Here is a 14,242-nt window from a genome sequence, read left to right as displayed (position 1 = left end):
CCCCTCGTTCCTGTCCGGGCCTCGGCAAGCCGCCTGATGGGCCGGGCTGGTGGCTGGGTTCAGTCGGTCGATCGCAGCGGTCCGGGCGGTCACAGCACCTCGACCGCCGCGGTGAAGACGTAGCCGACACCGCGCTCGGTCCGTAGGAGCTTCGGGTTGCCGGGATCGATCTCGAGCTTTCGGCGCAGCCGCAGCACCTGCACGTCGATGCTTCGATCGAACACGTCCTCATGGACGCGTGTCGCCTGCAGCAGCTGCTCGCGCGAGAGCACCCGTTGCGGAGCCTCGACGAAGGCGACCAGCAGCGCGTATTCGCACTTCGACAGCGCCACGACGGCCCCCAGGGGATTGGTCAGCCGCCGCAGGCGGCGATCCAGCCGCCAGCCGGCAAAGCGATAGCTGCCTCGCCCGGTCCCGCGCGGTTGCGATGCCCGCCGGCCATATCGCCCGCGCAGGATCGCCCGGATCCGCGCCAGCAGCTCCCGCAGACCGAACGGCTTGGCCAGATAGTCGTCGGCCCCCAGTTCCAGCCCGAGGACACGATCGATCTCATCCTTGCCGCGCCCCGTGCCGATGATCGCCAGGCCCTCGTATTTCGACCGGATCTCGGGCAGCAGCGTGAGGTCGTTCTTCTTCCCGAATTGCAGATCCAGGATCACCAGGTCATGGCTGCACTCGGCCAGGCGGCGGGTCAGGTCCTGCCGACCTGCGACCGTGATCGCCCGCACGCCATGGCGCGCCAGGAAATCGACGATCGTCGCCCGCATCTCGGGGTCGTCGTCGGCGACAAGGACGCGGATCAACCGGTTGTTCACGGAGCCCATGTCCGTCCCTGCCGACGGCATGTCGAACTCCGCCTGCGCCCACGAGGCTGCGGCGAGGCGAGCGGCCGGACTTAAAACCGCGGGACTGCTGTCGATCATGCTCAGATTCCGGCGTACCATTCGTATCCCCGGTCTTCCCAATAGCCGCCGTTGCCGCCCCATAAGCCGGCGAAACTGTCGACAATTTCGATGCGCATGACGTATTTGGCGTGCTTGTAGCCAAGCTGCCGTTCCACCCTGAGACGCAGCGGCGCGCCATGACCCATCGAGAGGTCCTGACCGTTCATGGCGTAAGCCAGGATCGTCTGCGGGTGGAAGGCGTCGATGAGATCGATGCTTTCATAGTATCGGCCACTTCCGTCGAACGTCCTCTCCAGCTCGTCGGCACAGTGGAAGACCGCAAATCGCGCCGAGGGCTTGAGCCCGACGGAGGTCAGCAGCATCCCCAGCGGAACGCCCGTCCACTTGCCGATGGCGCTCCACCCCTCGACGCAGTCATGGCGGGTGATCTGGGTGCGGGCCGGGAGCGCTTTGAGGTCAGCCAGCGAGAGCTCCCGCGGCCGGTCGACGAGGCCGTCGATCTTCAACCGCCAGCTTGCGAACTTGCCATCGAGGAGTTGCGCATACTCGTCGCCCTCCGGCGCGCTCGTCCCGTTCACGCGAAACGATGGCGAGATGTCCGTCTCGGCAAATTCACGCGCGAGTGCGTCGCGCCCCTGAAGCAGCCTTTGGGCTCTCATCGTCAGCGCCTCGGCTGAGCGGATGACCGCTCCCAATCCGGCGTTCTGCTCCAGCGCGTCGCAGCCGGTCAGCGTGAGCGCGCTCGCGCCAGAAATCGTGCCGGTCAGGAAGCGACGGCGTGTCAGGCCGATCATGCTTCGGGCCCTTCTCGCCGGATGGCATAGCGGCCCGTGACCATCGAGCGCATGTTGTTCCAGGGACCCGAGAGGATGACCATGGCGACGTGGACGGCGACGAACGCGACGAGCAGCGTTGCGGTGATGAAGTGGAGCGTCCGGGCGGACTGACGCCCGCCGAAGATGTCGAGAAGCACCGGGAACGCCGCGTCGACGCCCGGCGACATGGTCAGGCCGGTCAGCACCATCAGAGGCAGCAGGGCCGCGATGACGACGATATAGGCGAGCTTCTGAAGAGCATTGTAACGCCGGGCCTGCTCCCCCGAAGGGAAGCGCAGGCGGGCATGATCGATGATTTCCCGCCAGAGGTGGCGTGGCGCGAGTTCGTGGCGGTCCGGAACCAGATCACGCCGGAAATGGCGGCTCAGGAGCCCGTAGCCGAAATACACGAGGCCGTTGACGACGAAGACCCAGGCAAAGAAGAAGTGCCAGCGCCGGCCGGCGGCAAGGTCCTGATAGGAAGGGAGCGTCAGCCAGGCCGGAAACGCCCGCGGCGTCCACTCGCCTTCCGTCTTCGACAGGCCCAGGACACCCGTCGTGGGAACGGTGACGCTGCCGATTTTCATGAAGCCGTGCGGCTGGCCGTTGCCTTCGCTTGCACCGATCTCGAGGAAGGCAGGATCGGCATCGGCGCCGTACTGGCCCCAGTGGAGCTGCGGATAGGCATTGAAGATCTGGAGCCCGCTCAAGAGCAGGAAGCTGAGGCACAGCACGTTCAGCCAGTGCGTCAGGCGGGTAACGGCGGAGTGGCGCCGGATAAGGATGGTCCTTCGGCGAGGTGCTGGCTGCGGGTCTCGCAACGTCTTGGTCATGGACCGTCCTGATGGGTGGCTGAATTGATCGGAGTTGCCAGGGAATACCACCGGCCGGGCGGGGGAGGTGCCCGGCCGGTGGTGCCGCGGCTCACATGGGCGGGACGACGCCGTTGGTGCCGACGACAACTCGATGCGCCGTGATCGCGCCGCTCGCGTCCTTCTCGGCCGGGATGAAGACTGCGGCCCCTGGCTTCAGATCGGCCTGGCTCGCCGGAGCGAAGGTGACGACGGGCGTCCCCTCTGGGATGGCGATCGTCTTCTCCTGCCCGTGATAGGTGACCGTCACCGTACGCCCCTCCACGCTCTTCACGGCATCGGCCACCGTCGCGTTGGTCATGGTGCTATTGGGCTTGAGGTCCCAGCCGAAGCTTCCTTCTCCGGCCCCTTTGAGGGCAGGCGGGAAGATCAGCACCTCGAGGGCGCCATCGCCGCCGCCCACCTTGGGCAGCGAAGCGATGCCGACATAGTCGCCGGGCTTGATGTCGGTCACCGAGGCGTTGGTCACGCCGGAGACATCGAAGCCTTGTGCGAGCGTGACATCGACGGTCTGCCCTTCACGGGTCTTGACCTTGAGCATCGCGGTGCTGGATTCGACGATACTGCCCCGCACTCGAACCTGTGGGGCATTCTGGTTCTGAGCGGATGCCGGAGACGCCACACCTGTCATCAGCAATGTGCCGAGTGACGCGGCGATGATGGCGGATCGAAAGGTTTCGAGACGCATTCTATCCTCACTTACCTACTAGTTGGTAGCCATAAAGCGCAAGTTTCGCGGCCAATCGCCTGTCCGCGCCAGGACTGCTCGGCGCCGCCGAAGCTGGCCTGGTGATGCTAAGCAGCCGGCCGGCTGCCGGCGTTCAGACGGGCTTTCCCCCCCGGCTGCAAAGCCGATCGATCAGTCGAGCGGCGACAGCGCCGAAGATCTCGGGATCGTCATAGGCACGCGCCGACAGCATTGCCCCGTGAACGGTCGCCATAAAGGCTTCTGCTTCGATGCGAGGCGCATCCGTCAGCGCCAGCCTTCCCTCTCGCTGGCCACGTTCCAGGATTGAGGCCAGCCAGGCAGAGATCATGCGGAAATGGGCTCTCACCTCAAGGGCTACTTCCGCGGGGAGCGCCGGCAGCTCGCTCGCCAGGAGAGCGCACATACAGATTGGCTGGCTGGCGTCCTTGATGCAGGCCGCCCAATAGCCCGTATAGCTCTGAAGCTGTTCGAGCGGGTCGGAAGTCTGTTCTTCCAGGTGTGCGATACTGGCCCCTGCTTCCTCGCGATGCCGGACGACCAGCGTGCGCACCAGATCCGCTTTGGTCGGGAAATGGTGATGGATGCTTGGCTTGCGGATACCGACAACCTCCGCGATGTCGGCATAGCTGAAGCCGTTATAGCCACCGGCTATGATCAGGGTGCGCGCGCAGGCCAGGATGTCGTCTGCGGTGGTCGATAGGTTGCTCATGATCCATGTCTACCTTCCAGTCGGTAGGTAGTCAATCGCCGTCAGCCGTCGGTCGAGAGGGTAACGGATTTCCATGCTTCGATCTCCCGCGCCAGACGTTCGATCCTGTCAGACACAAGTCGGAGGGCATCGCTGCCGAGCAGGAGCTGTGGCGGAGGGTTGCCGGACTCGATCAGGCCCAGAACGGCTGCCGCGAGCTTGTCGGGATCGCCGAGCTGCTTGCCGCTTTTGGCCAGCCTCGCCTGACGGATGGGGTCGAACTGCGCATCGTAGTCCGCGATCGAGCGCTCGGTCCTGATCATCGAGCGTCCGGCCCAATCCGTCCGGAAAGAGCCGGGGCAAAGGGCCGTGACATGGACGCCGAATGGCGCCATCTCCGCGCGCATGACCTCCGAGATGCCCTGGAGGGCGAACTTGCTTCCGCAGTAATAGGCGATGCCGGGCATGGTGATCATGCCGCCCATCGAGGTCACGTTGACGATGAATCCGCTGCGCCTCTCGCGGAACCGCGGCAGGAAGGCTTTGGCCACTGCAACAGCACCGAAGACATTCACGTCGAACTGGCGTCGCATCTCCTCGAGAGGCGACTCCTCGAGGATCCCCTCGTGACCGTAGCCGGCATTGTTGATCAACACGTCGACCGGTCCATGGTCTTCCTCAGCCTGCCGGACGACATCGGCGATCCGGTCGAACTCCGTCACATCGCACAGGACGGATCGCACCGCCGGCAAGCGTTCCGCCACAGCCGCCCGCGACTGTTCCGAGCGGACGGTGCCGATGACTTTATGGCCCTGGCGGCTCGCGGCCGCGGCGATCGCGAAGCCGAAGCCGGAGTTCGCGCCGGTGATGAAGAAGGTCTTCTGCGACATGGTTGGCGCTCTCGTCTCGATTGGTCAGTGCCCTTGACTGATAGTCTCGGAAGCTGCGACGATCGATCGCGAAACCTATGATAGTCTTGCCAAATCCTATGAATATGGAGAGCGAGAGGCCGAGGCGCCGCGACCTGGCGGAGCTGGCGGGGCTTCTTGCCCCCCGCCACGGCTATAATCCGACAGGGCTCGACGGTGTCCGCATTCTCAGGACCGAGGCGGTCCTTCACGACGTCCCGGTGCTCTACAAGCCGGGCGCGGTGTTCGTGTTGCAAGGCCGCAAGCAGGGCATGCTTGATGGCGAGGTCTTCCTCTACGACGAGGAGCACTATCTGGCCGTGTCGGTGCCCGTTCCATTCCGGATGGAATCCGTGGCCAGCGCGGAACGCCCCCTGCTTGCGGTCTATGTCGAGTTCGACATGCGTCTGGCTGCCGAGATCGCCTCGAAGGTCGGGGGAAGGCGGTCCGAACCGACCGCCGGCAAAACGAGAAGTCTGGTATCGAGCAGGATGGAGCCGAGTATCGAAGATGTCGTGCTGCGTCTGCTGCGAGCGTTGCGCGATCCCGTCGAGCTTGCGGTTCTGGGGGCAGGCATCCTGCGCGAGCTGCACTATCGGGTGCTCGTCGGCCCGCAAGGCGGCGCGATGATCTCGGCGCTGCAGCAACGGGGCAGTTCCGGGAGGATCGTGCAAAGCCTCAACCGGTTGCGCGAAACCTACAGATCCGAGATCTCGGTTGCCGCGCTGGCAAGCGAAGCGGGCATGAGCGTTCCTTCCTACCACGTCCATTTCAAGGCCCTCACGGGCAGCACCCCGATGCAGTACGTGAAGGCGATGCGGCTCCACGAGGCGCGGCTGATGATCGCGCGCCAGGACAAGACGATCGCGGAGGTCGCGGCATCGGTCGGCTACGCCAGCCCCGCTCAGTTCAGTCGGGACTTCAAGCGACATTTCCGGCGTACGGCATCGGAAGAGGCCAAATGGGTCCGCCGGCATCTCGGCGAGCTTGCCTGAACGTCTTGATCGGAAATGGCCGCTTGTCGCCCTCCCAGCCGGAGGATGCCAAAGGCGGCCGTCTCGCTGACCCGACCTTGATTCACTCCACTCTGCAGGGACATACGTCGCGTATGCGTATTGACATACGCGGCGTATGTTCCGATATGGCGGCATACGGGACGTATGTGAATGCTCGTCCCGGTCAGCGAACCGAACCCTGAAGCCGGGCGAACGTCGCGACGGCAGGGTGATGCACAGGAGTGAACGATGGCCAGACGCGATGCGGTTTTCCCTGCCGGGCGGCAGGCTCTGTACGAGATCAACCGCTATTCAGCGGCGATCCGCTCGGGCGATCTGCTGTTCGTCTCGGGCCAGGTCGGCAGCCGCGAGGACGGGTCGCCCGAGCCGGACTTCGCCAAGCAGGTCCAACTCGCCTTCGACAATCTCGCGGCGGTGCTGAAGGCCGCCGGCTGCAGCTTCGAGGACGTCGTCGACGTCACCACCTTCCACACCGACCCGGCCGCGCAGTGGGACACGATCGGGCCGATCCGGCTGAAGGCGATCGGCGAGCCGCCGTATCCGAACTGGACCGCGGTGGGCGTGAACTGGCTGGCGGGCTTCGATTTCGAGATCAAGGTCATCGCGCGCATTCCCCAGCCTGCCTGATCGCCCGTTCTCCATCGACCTCGAGGGCGCGCCGGTTCCTGCCGGCGTGCCCTTTTTTGTTTCTGCCTTCCGACAAAGCGCTTGACGCCGCCGGCAAACCCCGGTTTCTTGAATGGAATAAATTTCAGTCATTGAAAGATACATCAACAACCGGCCGCGGATGCCGCCGCCGGAGCTAGGGAGGACGAGAGATGAAGACCTTGCGTACCCGGATTCTGGCGAGCGCCGCCCTCGCGGCCGTCCTGTCCGCCGCCCCGGCCGGCGCGGCCGAGCCGTTCCGCTGCGCGCCGGGCGAGCTCTACGCCATGAACGTGATGGTCTCGGGCGTCGAGTACTGGTTCCCGGTCTACGAGATGTTCAAGCAGGCCGGCAAACAGATGGGCTGCGAGACCATCTACACCGGCACGCCCGACTACGACGTGACCAAGCAGATCGCCAGCTTCGATCAGATCCTGGCCCGCCAGCCCAAGGGCATCCTGGTGCATCCGATGAACTCCGACCCGTTCATCGAGCCGATCAACCGCGCGATCGAGCAGGGCACGGCGATCGTCACCTTCGCGGCGGACTCGCCGAACTCGAACCGCACCGCCTTCATCACCTCGAACAACGACCTTGAGGGCAAGGGCGCGGCCGACGCGGTGGCCGAGGCGATAAGCGGCAAGGGCGAATACGCCGTGCTGGAGAATCCCGGCCAGGACAACCACGACCGCCGCGTCGCCGCCTTCATCAAGAGGATGGAGGAGAAGTGGCCGGACATGAAGCTGGTGGCCCGCGCCGCTTCGAACCAGGACCCGAACAAGGCCTACCAGGCCGTGCTGTCGATGGCTCAGGCCAACCCGAACCTCGGCGCGATCTTCATGCCGGAGGCGAACTCCGCCCTCGGCGCCGCCCAGGCCAGCGTCGAGCTCGGCGGCAAGATCAAGGTCATGACCGCCGACGTGAACGCCAAGATCCTCGACATGATCAAGGCCGGCCAGGTCTTCGGCTCGGTCAACCCGAACCAGGGCATGCAGGGCTATATGGGCTTCATGGCGCTCTACATGGCCGCGCATCCCGAGCTGATCGATCCGATGAACGACGCCAAGCGCAACGGCAAGAACCCGATGACCATCCCCTATATCGACAACGGCTACGCCGTGGTCACGGCCGCCAATGCCGACGACTTCTATTGGGACAAGTACCTGAAGCGCCGCGGCACCAAGGGAATCGAGGAGTAACCGCCGATCCGCCCGCCGGCCGGGACCGCCCCGGCCGGCCTTCGCGATCCAGGAAGGCCGTCGAATTGTCCGCACCGCTTCTCGCCGTCCATGACATCGCCAAGAGCTTCGGTCCGGTCCGCGCGCTGGCCGGCGTGCGGTTCGAGCTGCGCGCCGGCGAGGTGCACGCCCTGATGGGCGAGAACGGCGCCGGCAAGTCGACGCTGATGAACATCCTGGGCGGCGTGCACCAGCCGGACCGCGGTACGGTCAGCCTGGACGGCAAGCCGGTGCGGATCCCCAGCCCCGCGGCCGCCCAGGCGCTGGGCATCGGGCTGGTGCATCAGGAGATCGCGCTCTGCCCCGACGCCACGGTGGCCGAGAACATCTTCATGGCCGAGACCAACCGCCGCCGCGGCCTCAGGCGCGGCCTGTGGATGGACACGCGGGACCTGAAGCGGCGGGCCGAGGCGGGGCTGGCCAGCCTGCCCCCTGTGCCGGCCGACATGCGGGCCGGCGAGCTGCCGATCGCCAGCCAGCAGATCGTCGAGATCGCCAAGGCCCTGACCCTGAACTGCCGGATGCTGATCCTCGACGAGCCGACGGCGGCGCTGACCGAGGCGGAGGCCGATGCGCTGTTCGCCATCATCCGCGGCCTGCAGGCGCGCGGCATCGGCATCATCTATATCAGCCACCGCATGGCCGAGATCTTCGCCATCGCGGACCGCATCACCGTGTTCCGCGATGGCGCCTATGTCGACACGCTGCCGCCCGCGGCGACGACGCCGGAGCAGGTGGCGGCGAAGATGGTCGGCCGGCCGCTGCTCGACCTGTACCCGCCGCGCCGCGGCCCAGCCGCCGGATCCCCGCTGCTCAGGGTCGAGGGCCTGTCCGACGGCGGCATCGTCCGCGACATCGGCTTCGAGGTCCGGCCGGGCGAGATCGTCGGCCTCGGCGGGCTGATCGGCTCCGGCCGCACCGAGACGGTGCAGGCGATCTGCGGCTTGGCCCGCCGCGCCGCCGGACGGGTCGTCTGCGACGGGGCCGAGGTGCCGCCGGACGACTATCCCGCCGCGGTCCGGCGGGGGCTGGCCTATCTCAGCGAGGACCGCAAGGGCAACGGCGTCTTCCTCGACCTGCCGATCGCCCAGACCATCTCGTCGCTGGACCTGCGGCTGGTGTCGGGCCGGGTCATGGTCAGCCGCCGGCGCGAGGCGGCGCTGGCCGAGGCGATGCGCCAGCGCCTGGGCATCCGCTGCGCCAGCGTCCAGCAGCCGGTGGCGACACTGAGCGGGGGCAACCAGCAGAAGGTGGCGCTGGCCCGGCTGCTGGCGGTCAACCCCCGCGTGCTGTTCGTCGACGAGCCGACGCGCGGCGTCGACATCGGCGCCAAGGCGCAGATCTACGCCATCCTCCGCGAGCTCGCCGACCAGGGCGCCGGCATCGTCGCCATCTCCTCCGAGCTGCCGGAGCTGATCGGCATCAGCGACCGCATCCTGGTCCTGCACGAGGGCCGCCTGGCCGGCGAGCTCGGGCCCGGCGAGATGTCGGAGGAGGCGATCATGCACCTGGCCTCGGGCCTCGGATACCAGCGGTCCGGCGAAGGCGCGATGCGCCGCACCGGCACGGGAGACATCAGATGAGCATGAGCATGGCCGCCGCGACGCCGATGATGCGCGTCGTCCGGGTCCGCGAATTCGGCCTCCTGGCCATCATCGCCCTGCTGTTCGTGGCGATGAGCTTCGCCTCGCCCTATTTCCTGACCTGGTCGAACATGCGGGCGATCCTCTTGTCCTTCTCGATCGAGGGGATCGTGGTCATCGGCATGACCATCCTCCTGATCGTCGGCGGCATCGACCTCTCTGTCGGGTCGGTGGTGTGCCTGTCGATGGTGATCGGCGGCACGCTGTTCCTGGCCGGGCTGGACCCCTGGTCCGCCAGCCTGATCGCGATCGCGGCCTGCGGCGCCATCGGCTTCCTGATGGGGCTGTGCGTCACCCGCATCGGGCTGCACTTCTTCATCGTGTCGCTGGCCTTCATGGTGGTCACCCGGGGCCTTAGCCTGCTGCTGACCCAGGGCACGCCGCAGTCGCTGTTCTCGCTGCCGAAGGCGTTCAAGTTCGTCGGCCAGGGCAGCCTGGGCGGACTGCCCTTCGTGATCCTGATCTTCCTGGCGCTGATCGCCCTGTTCGACGTGCTGCTGCGCAAATCGGTGCTGTTCCGGCGGGTCTACTACACCGGCAGCAACGAAAAGGCGGCCCGCTTCTCCGGCATCGACACCAGGCGCACCAAGATCATCTGCGCCACGCTGTGCAGCACGTTGGCCGGGATCGCGGGCGTCATCTACATGGCCCGGTTCGGCGCGGCCACCCCGCAATTCGGCGTGGGCATGGAGCTCAGCGTCATCGCCGCCGCGGTGATCGGCGGGGCCAGCCTGAACGGCGGGTCCGGCACCATCGCCGGCGCGGTGCTGGGGGCGGCCCTGCTGTCGCTGGTCACCTCCTCGCTGATCCTGCTGAACGTGCCTGTGTACTGGCAGGACATCATCCGCGGCGCGATCCTGCTGGTGGCGGTGACGATCGATCACCTCCTCAACACGCACAAGGCCAGAGGCTGAGACACCGATGCCGCGCCCGCTCTACAGCGAATCCGAAAGACTGCGAAACATCCATCGCGTCCTGGTCATGTTCTACCTGGAGCAGCGTTCCCAGGCGGACATCGCGACGGAGATCGGCATCTCGCCCGCCAGCGTCAACCGCATGATCCGCGAAGGGCACGAGCGCGGCCTGGTCGACATCCGCATCCGCTCGCCCTTCGATGCGGAGGAGGGGCTGTCGGCGGCGTTGAAGCGCCTCGGCGGCCTCGACTCGGCCGTGGCTGTGCCCGCGGCCTCGACCGACCCGGCGATCGTGCTGAGGGCGGCGGCCGAGGCGGCGGCGACCACGCTGCTGGAAGGCCTGGCCGACGGCATGACCATCGCCGTTTCCGGCGGCGTCGCCCTCTGCGCCACGATCGAGGCGCTGGCCCCGCCGCGGGCCTACGACGTGCGCGTGGTGCCGGCCACCGGCGGCGTCCAGGGCAAGTTCCGCACCGACGTCAACCACGTCGCCGTCGCCCTGGCTGAGAAGCTGGGCGGCAAGGCCTACCAGCTGCACGCGCCGATCTTTGCGGCAAACGAGGCGGAGCGGGCGGCGCTGCTATCGGTGTCGACCATCCGCGACGTGCTCGACATGGCGCGCTCGGCCGATGTCGCCCTGTTCGGCATCGGCTCGGTGCGCGACGAGAGCGCCACCTACCTGACCCTGTCGGACACGGCCGACCGCGGCGCGATCGAGCGCGTCGGGGCCGAGGCGGAGCTGCTGGCCCATCTGCTCGACCGCGGCGGCCGGCCCTGCGACCACCCGTCGAACCGTCGGCTGGTGGCGCTGACGCTGGACGAGCTGGCGGGGATCCCGCGGCGGATCGCGGTCGCTTCGGGCGCGCGCAAGGTCGAGGCCATCGCCGCGGTGCTGCGCGGCGGCGCGCTGGGCCATTTGATCACGGACGACCGCACCGCGCGTGCGGTCGTCGAGAAGCTGGAGGGCAAGGATGCAGATGCAGCGTGAGATCGGGGCCAGCGGGATCCCCGCCAGCGCGGTGGGGCTCGGCACCTGGGCCATGGGCGGCTGGATGTGGGGCGGCGGCGATGACGACGCCTCGGTCGCGGCGATCCGCGCGGCGCTCGACGCCGGCGTCACCCTGATCGACACCGCCCCGGCCTACGGCCTCGGCCGGGCCGAGGAACTGGTCGGCCGGGCGATCGAGGGGCGGCGCGACGAGGTCGTGCTGGTCACCAAATGCGGCCTGGTCTGGGATACCGACAAGGGCCGTCCCTTCGTCGGCCAGGACGACAAGACCATCCACCGCTATCTCGGCGCGGAGTCGGTGCGGCAGGAGCTGGAGGCCAGCCTGCGCCGCCTGCGCACCGACCATGTCGACGTGCTGATCACCCATTGGCAGGACCCGACCACGCCGATCGCCGAGACCATGGAGGCCCTCCTGGCGCTGAAGGCCGAGGGCAAGACGCGCGCGATCGGCATCAGCAACGCCAGCGTCGAGGACCTCGTCGCCTACCAGGCGGCCGGTCCGGTCGACTGCGTGCAGGAGGCGTACAACATGCTCGACCGCGGGCTCGAGCAGACGCTGATTCCGCCCTGCCACCAAGCCGGCATCGCCGTGATCAGCTACTCCAGCCTGGCGCTCGGGCTGCTCACCGGCCGGATCGGGCCGGAGCGGGCCTTCGACGGCGACGACCTGCGCCGCACCAATCCGCGCTTCTCGGTGGAGAACCGCCGCCTGGTGGCCGCCTTCGCCGCCGACATCTCCGGCATCGCCCGCGACCATGGGGTTGCGGTCGCCGATGTGGTGATCGCCTGGACCCTGGCGCAGCCCGGCATCACCTTCGCCCTGTGCGGCGCGCGCAACGCCGAGCAGGCCCGGGCGAATGCGCGGGCGGGAGAGCTGCGCCTGACGTCGGACGAGCTCGCGGCCATCGACCGCGCCATTGCCGCCCATCTCGGCCCGGTCGCGGCGGCGGCGTAGGTCCGGCTCCAGTAATGTCTGACGCACAGATCCTCGACGATGCTCCGATTGCCTCTCCCGCTTGCGGGAGAGGTCGGAGGCGCGAAGCGGCTCCGGGTGAGGGGGTTTTGTCGAGGCCGGGACCAGCCCTCACCCGGACATCCTGGCGGATGTCCGACCTCTCCCGCGTCCGGCGGGAGAGGCAAAACAAAACCGGCCGCGTCGGCCATGCGTCGCAGGGCACGAGACAATGACCGGCAATGGCTCGTCCATCCCCGAGCGGGCCGATGTCCTGGTGATCGGCGGCGGCATCAACGGCATCAGCACCTTCCGCGAGCTGGCGCTGCAGGGCATCGACGTGGTGCTGGTCGAGCGCGACGATTTCTGTTCCGGCGCCAGTGCCGCCCTGTCCCGGATGGTGCATGGCGGGCTGCGCTATCTGGAGAACGGGGAGTTCCGGCTGGTCCGCCAGTCGCTGCAGGAGCGCGACCGGCTGCTGCGCAACGCCCCGCACTACGTCTCGCCGCTGCCGACCCTGGTGCCGGTGACGGCCCGGCTGCGCGGCACTCTGGCGACGATCGGCGCCTTCCTCGGCATCGCCGAACGGCCGCAGGCACGGCCTGGCCTGATGATCCGCACCGGCCTCGCCCTCTACGACCTCCTGTCCTGGCGCAGCCGCACCATGCCGCGGCACCGCGGCATCGGACGGGCGAAGCTGCAGCGTCTGGCCAAGGGCATCACCCGGCGGGCGGTGGCCGGGGTTCTGTACTACGACGCCCGCGTCACCCATCCGGAGCGGCTGGGCATCGAGCTGGTGCTGGACACCGAGGCCGAGACCGGCGCCCGCGCCTTCTCCTACACCGAGATCACCGGCCGCGACGGCGACGGCCTGGCCTGGCGCGACCGGATCACCGGCGCCAGCGGGCGGATCGCGCCGCGCGTCGTCGTCAACGCCACCGGCGCCTGGGTGGACCTCGTCGGCGGGACGATCGGACCGGCCACCAACCGGCGCCGCGTCCAGGGCACCAAGGGGTCGCATCTGATGATCCGCAACCGGGCGCTGCAGGAAGCGCTGGACGGCCGGATGATCTATTTCGAGAACGACGACGGCCGCATCTGCATCGCCTTTAACCATGCCGGCGCTGCCCTGGTCGGGTCCACCGACATCCGGATCGACGACCCCGACGACGCGGTGTGCCTGGACGACGAGAAGCGCTACATGCTCGCCGCGCTGGCCGGGATCTTTCCGGATCTCGAGGTCCGGGACGACGAGATCGTTCATGTCTTCACCGGCGTCCGGCCGCTGCCGGTCAGCGAGGACGAGGCGACCGGGCGGATCAGCCGCGACCATGCCGTCGAGGTCGACCCGCCAGGCGCGCTGCCCTTCGCCGTCCTGACCCTGATCGGCGGCAAATGGACCACCTTCCGCGCTTTCGGCGAGGAGGTCGCCGACTTGGCCCTGGCCCAGCTCGGCCGGTCGCGCAAGGTCGACACCCGCGACCTGGCGATCGGGGGCGGCCGCGGCTTTCCGCGCGACGCCGAGGCCCGGCAGCGCTGGCTGCAGGAGCAGGCGCAGGCCACGGGAATGCCGCTACAGCACTTCCGGGTCCTGGCCGAGCGCTACGGCAGCCGCGCCGTTGCCGTCGCCCGCTTCCTGGGCGAGGGGCCGGACGCGCCAGTCGCCGCCGCGCCCGACTATTCGCGGCGCGAGCTGCAGTATCTGATCGAGACCGAACGGGTGCGCGACATCGGCGACCTGCTGCTGCGCCGCACCCTGCTGGGCATGGAAGGGCGGATCTCGCCGGCCCTGGTGGCGGAGGCCGGCGACCTGGTTGCCGCCGCCCTGGGCTGGAGCAAGGCCGAGACCGCGGCCGCCGCCGCCCGCTTCGACGACATCATGGCCCGCCGCCACCGCGTGCTGCAGGCCGGGCAACACTGAGGGGTTT

General features: G+C 67.9%; 14 protein-coding genes. 8 read left to right on the top strand and 6 right to left on the bottom strand.

Features of this window, described 5'->3' with window-relative positions:
• Positions 1 to 89: 89 nt before the first annotated feature.
• From LG391_RS16910 to LG391_RS16885, 6 genes are all read right to left on the bottom strand, one after another.
• Complete coding sequence (locus tag LG391_RS16910; RefSeq protein WP_225769171.1) at positions 90 to 923, bottom strand: winged helix-turn-helix domain-containing protein; 834 nt, start codon at positions 921 to 923, stop codon at positions 90 to 92.
• Positions 924 to 925: 2 nt separating this feature from the next.
• Complete coding sequence (locus LG391_RS16905; protein ID WP_225769170.1) at positions 926 to 1,699, bottom strand: molybdopterin-binding protein; 774 nt, start codon at positions 1,697 to 1,699, stop codon at positions 926 to 928.
• Positions 1,696 to 2,553 (bottom strand): cytochrome b/b6 domain-containing protein, encoded by an 858-nt coding sequence (locus tag LG391_RS16900; protein WP_225769169.1) that lies wholly within the window; start codon positions 2,551 to 2,553, stop codon positions 1,696 to 1,698. The genes LG391_RS16905 and LG391_RS16900 overlap by 4 nt, the downstream gene beginning before the upstream one ends.
• Positions 2,554 to 2,644: 91 nt before the next feature.
• Positions 2,645 to 3,280: a hypothetical protein gene (locus LG391_RS16895; protein WP_225769168.1), complete on the bottom strand. Its 636-nt coding sequence runs from the start codon at positions 3,278 to 3,280 to the stop codon at positions 2,645 to 2,647.
• 133 nt (positions 3,281 to 3,413) lie between these two features.
• Positions 3,414 to 4,010, bottom strand: a complete 597-nt coding sequence (locus LG391_RS16890) for a TetR/AcrR family transcriptional regulator (RefSeq protein ID WP_225769167.1) — start codon at positions 4,008 to 4,010, stop codon at positions 3,414 to 3,416.
• A 41-nt stretch (positions 4,011 to 4,051) separates the two neighbouring features.
• On the bottom strand, positions 4,052 to 4,879 hold the full coding sequence (locus LG391_RS16885) for an oxidoreductase (RefSeq protein WP_225769166.1): 828 nt from the start codon (positions 4,877 to 4,879) through the stop codon (positions 4,052 to 4,054).
• 104 nt (positions 4,880 to 4,983) lie between these two features.
• On the opposite strand from LG391_RS16885, the gene LG391_RS16880 reads away from it, so the two are divergent.
• The 8 genes from LG391_RS16880 to LG391_RS16845 all read left to right on the top strand — a co-directional run bounded on the left by LG391_RS16880 (position 4,984) and on the right by LG391_RS16845 (position 14,235).
• On the top strand, positions 4,984 to 5,892 hold the full coding sequence (locus tag LG391_RS16880) for an AraC family transcriptional regulator (RefSeq protein WP_225769165.1): 909 nt from the start codon (positions 4,984 to 4,986) through the stop codon (positions 5,890 to 5,892).
• A gap of 249 nt (positions 5,893 to 6,141) precedes the next feature.
• Positions 6,142 to 6,540 carry a RidA family protein gene (locus LG391_RS16875; RefSeq protein ID WP_225769164.1) on the top strand — a complete coding sequence of 133 codons (399 nt, stop codon included), beginning with the start codon at positions 6,142 to 6,144 and terminating at the stop codon, positions 6,538 to 6,540.
• A gap of 191 nt (positions 6,541 to 6,731) precedes the next feature.
• Positions 6,732 to 7,757 (top strand): substrate-binding domain-containing protein, encoded by a 1,026-nt coding sequence (locus tag LG391_RS16870; RefSeq protein WP_225769163.1) that lies wholly within the window; start codon positions 6,732 to 6,734, stop codon positions 7,755 to 7,757.
• Between the two features lie 65 nt (positions 7,758 to 7,822).
• Positions 7,823 to 9,379, top strand: a complete 1,557-nt coding sequence (locus tag LG391_RS16865; protein WP_225769162.1) for a sugar ABC transporter ATP-binding protein — start codon at positions 7,823 to 7,825, stop codon at positions 9,377 to 9,379.
• Positions 9,376 to 10,353, top strand: coding sequence for an ABC transporter permease (locus tag LG391_RS16860; protein WP_225769161.1), 978 nt, complete (start codon positions 9,376 to 9,378; stop codon positions 10,351 to 10,353). The genes LG391_RS16865 and LG391_RS16860 overlap by 4 nt, the downstream gene beginning before the upstream one ends.
• Before the next feature lie 7 nt (positions 10,354 to 10,360).
• Positions 10,361 to 11,341, top strand: a complete 981-nt coding sequence (locus tag LG391_RS16855) for a sugar-binding transcriptional regulator (RefSeq protein WP_225769160.1) — start codon at positions 10,361 to 10,363, stop codon at positions 11,339 to 11,341.
• Positions 11,325 to 12,317, top strand: a complete 993-nt coding sequence (locus LG391_RS16850) for an aldo/keto reductase (RefSeq protein WP_225769159.1) — start codon at positions 11,325 to 11,327, stop codon at positions 12,315 to 12,317. The genes LG391_RS16855 and LG391_RS16850 overlap by 17 nt, the downstream gene beginning before the upstream one ends.
• A gap of 229 nt (positions 12,318 to 12,546) precedes the next feature.
• Positions 12,547 to 14,235 carry a glycerol-3-phosphate dehydrogenase/oxidase gene (locus tag LG391_RS16845; RefSeq protein WP_225769158.1) on the top strand — a complete coding sequence of 563 codons (1,689 nt, stop codon included), beginning with the start codon at positions 12,547 to 12,549 and terminating at the stop codon, positions 14,233 to 14,235.
• Positions 14,236 to 14,242: the final 7 nt, after the last annotated feature.

The sequence above is a fragment of the Inquilinus sp. Marseille-Q2685 genome (assembly GCF_916619195.1).
Lineage (GTDB): Bacteria > Pseudomonadota > Alphaproteobacteria > DSM-16000 > Inquilinaceae > Inquilinus.
The sequence above is the reverse complement of the archived record's forward strand: the minus strand, read 5'-3'. Positions and strand labels throughout refer to the sequence as shown.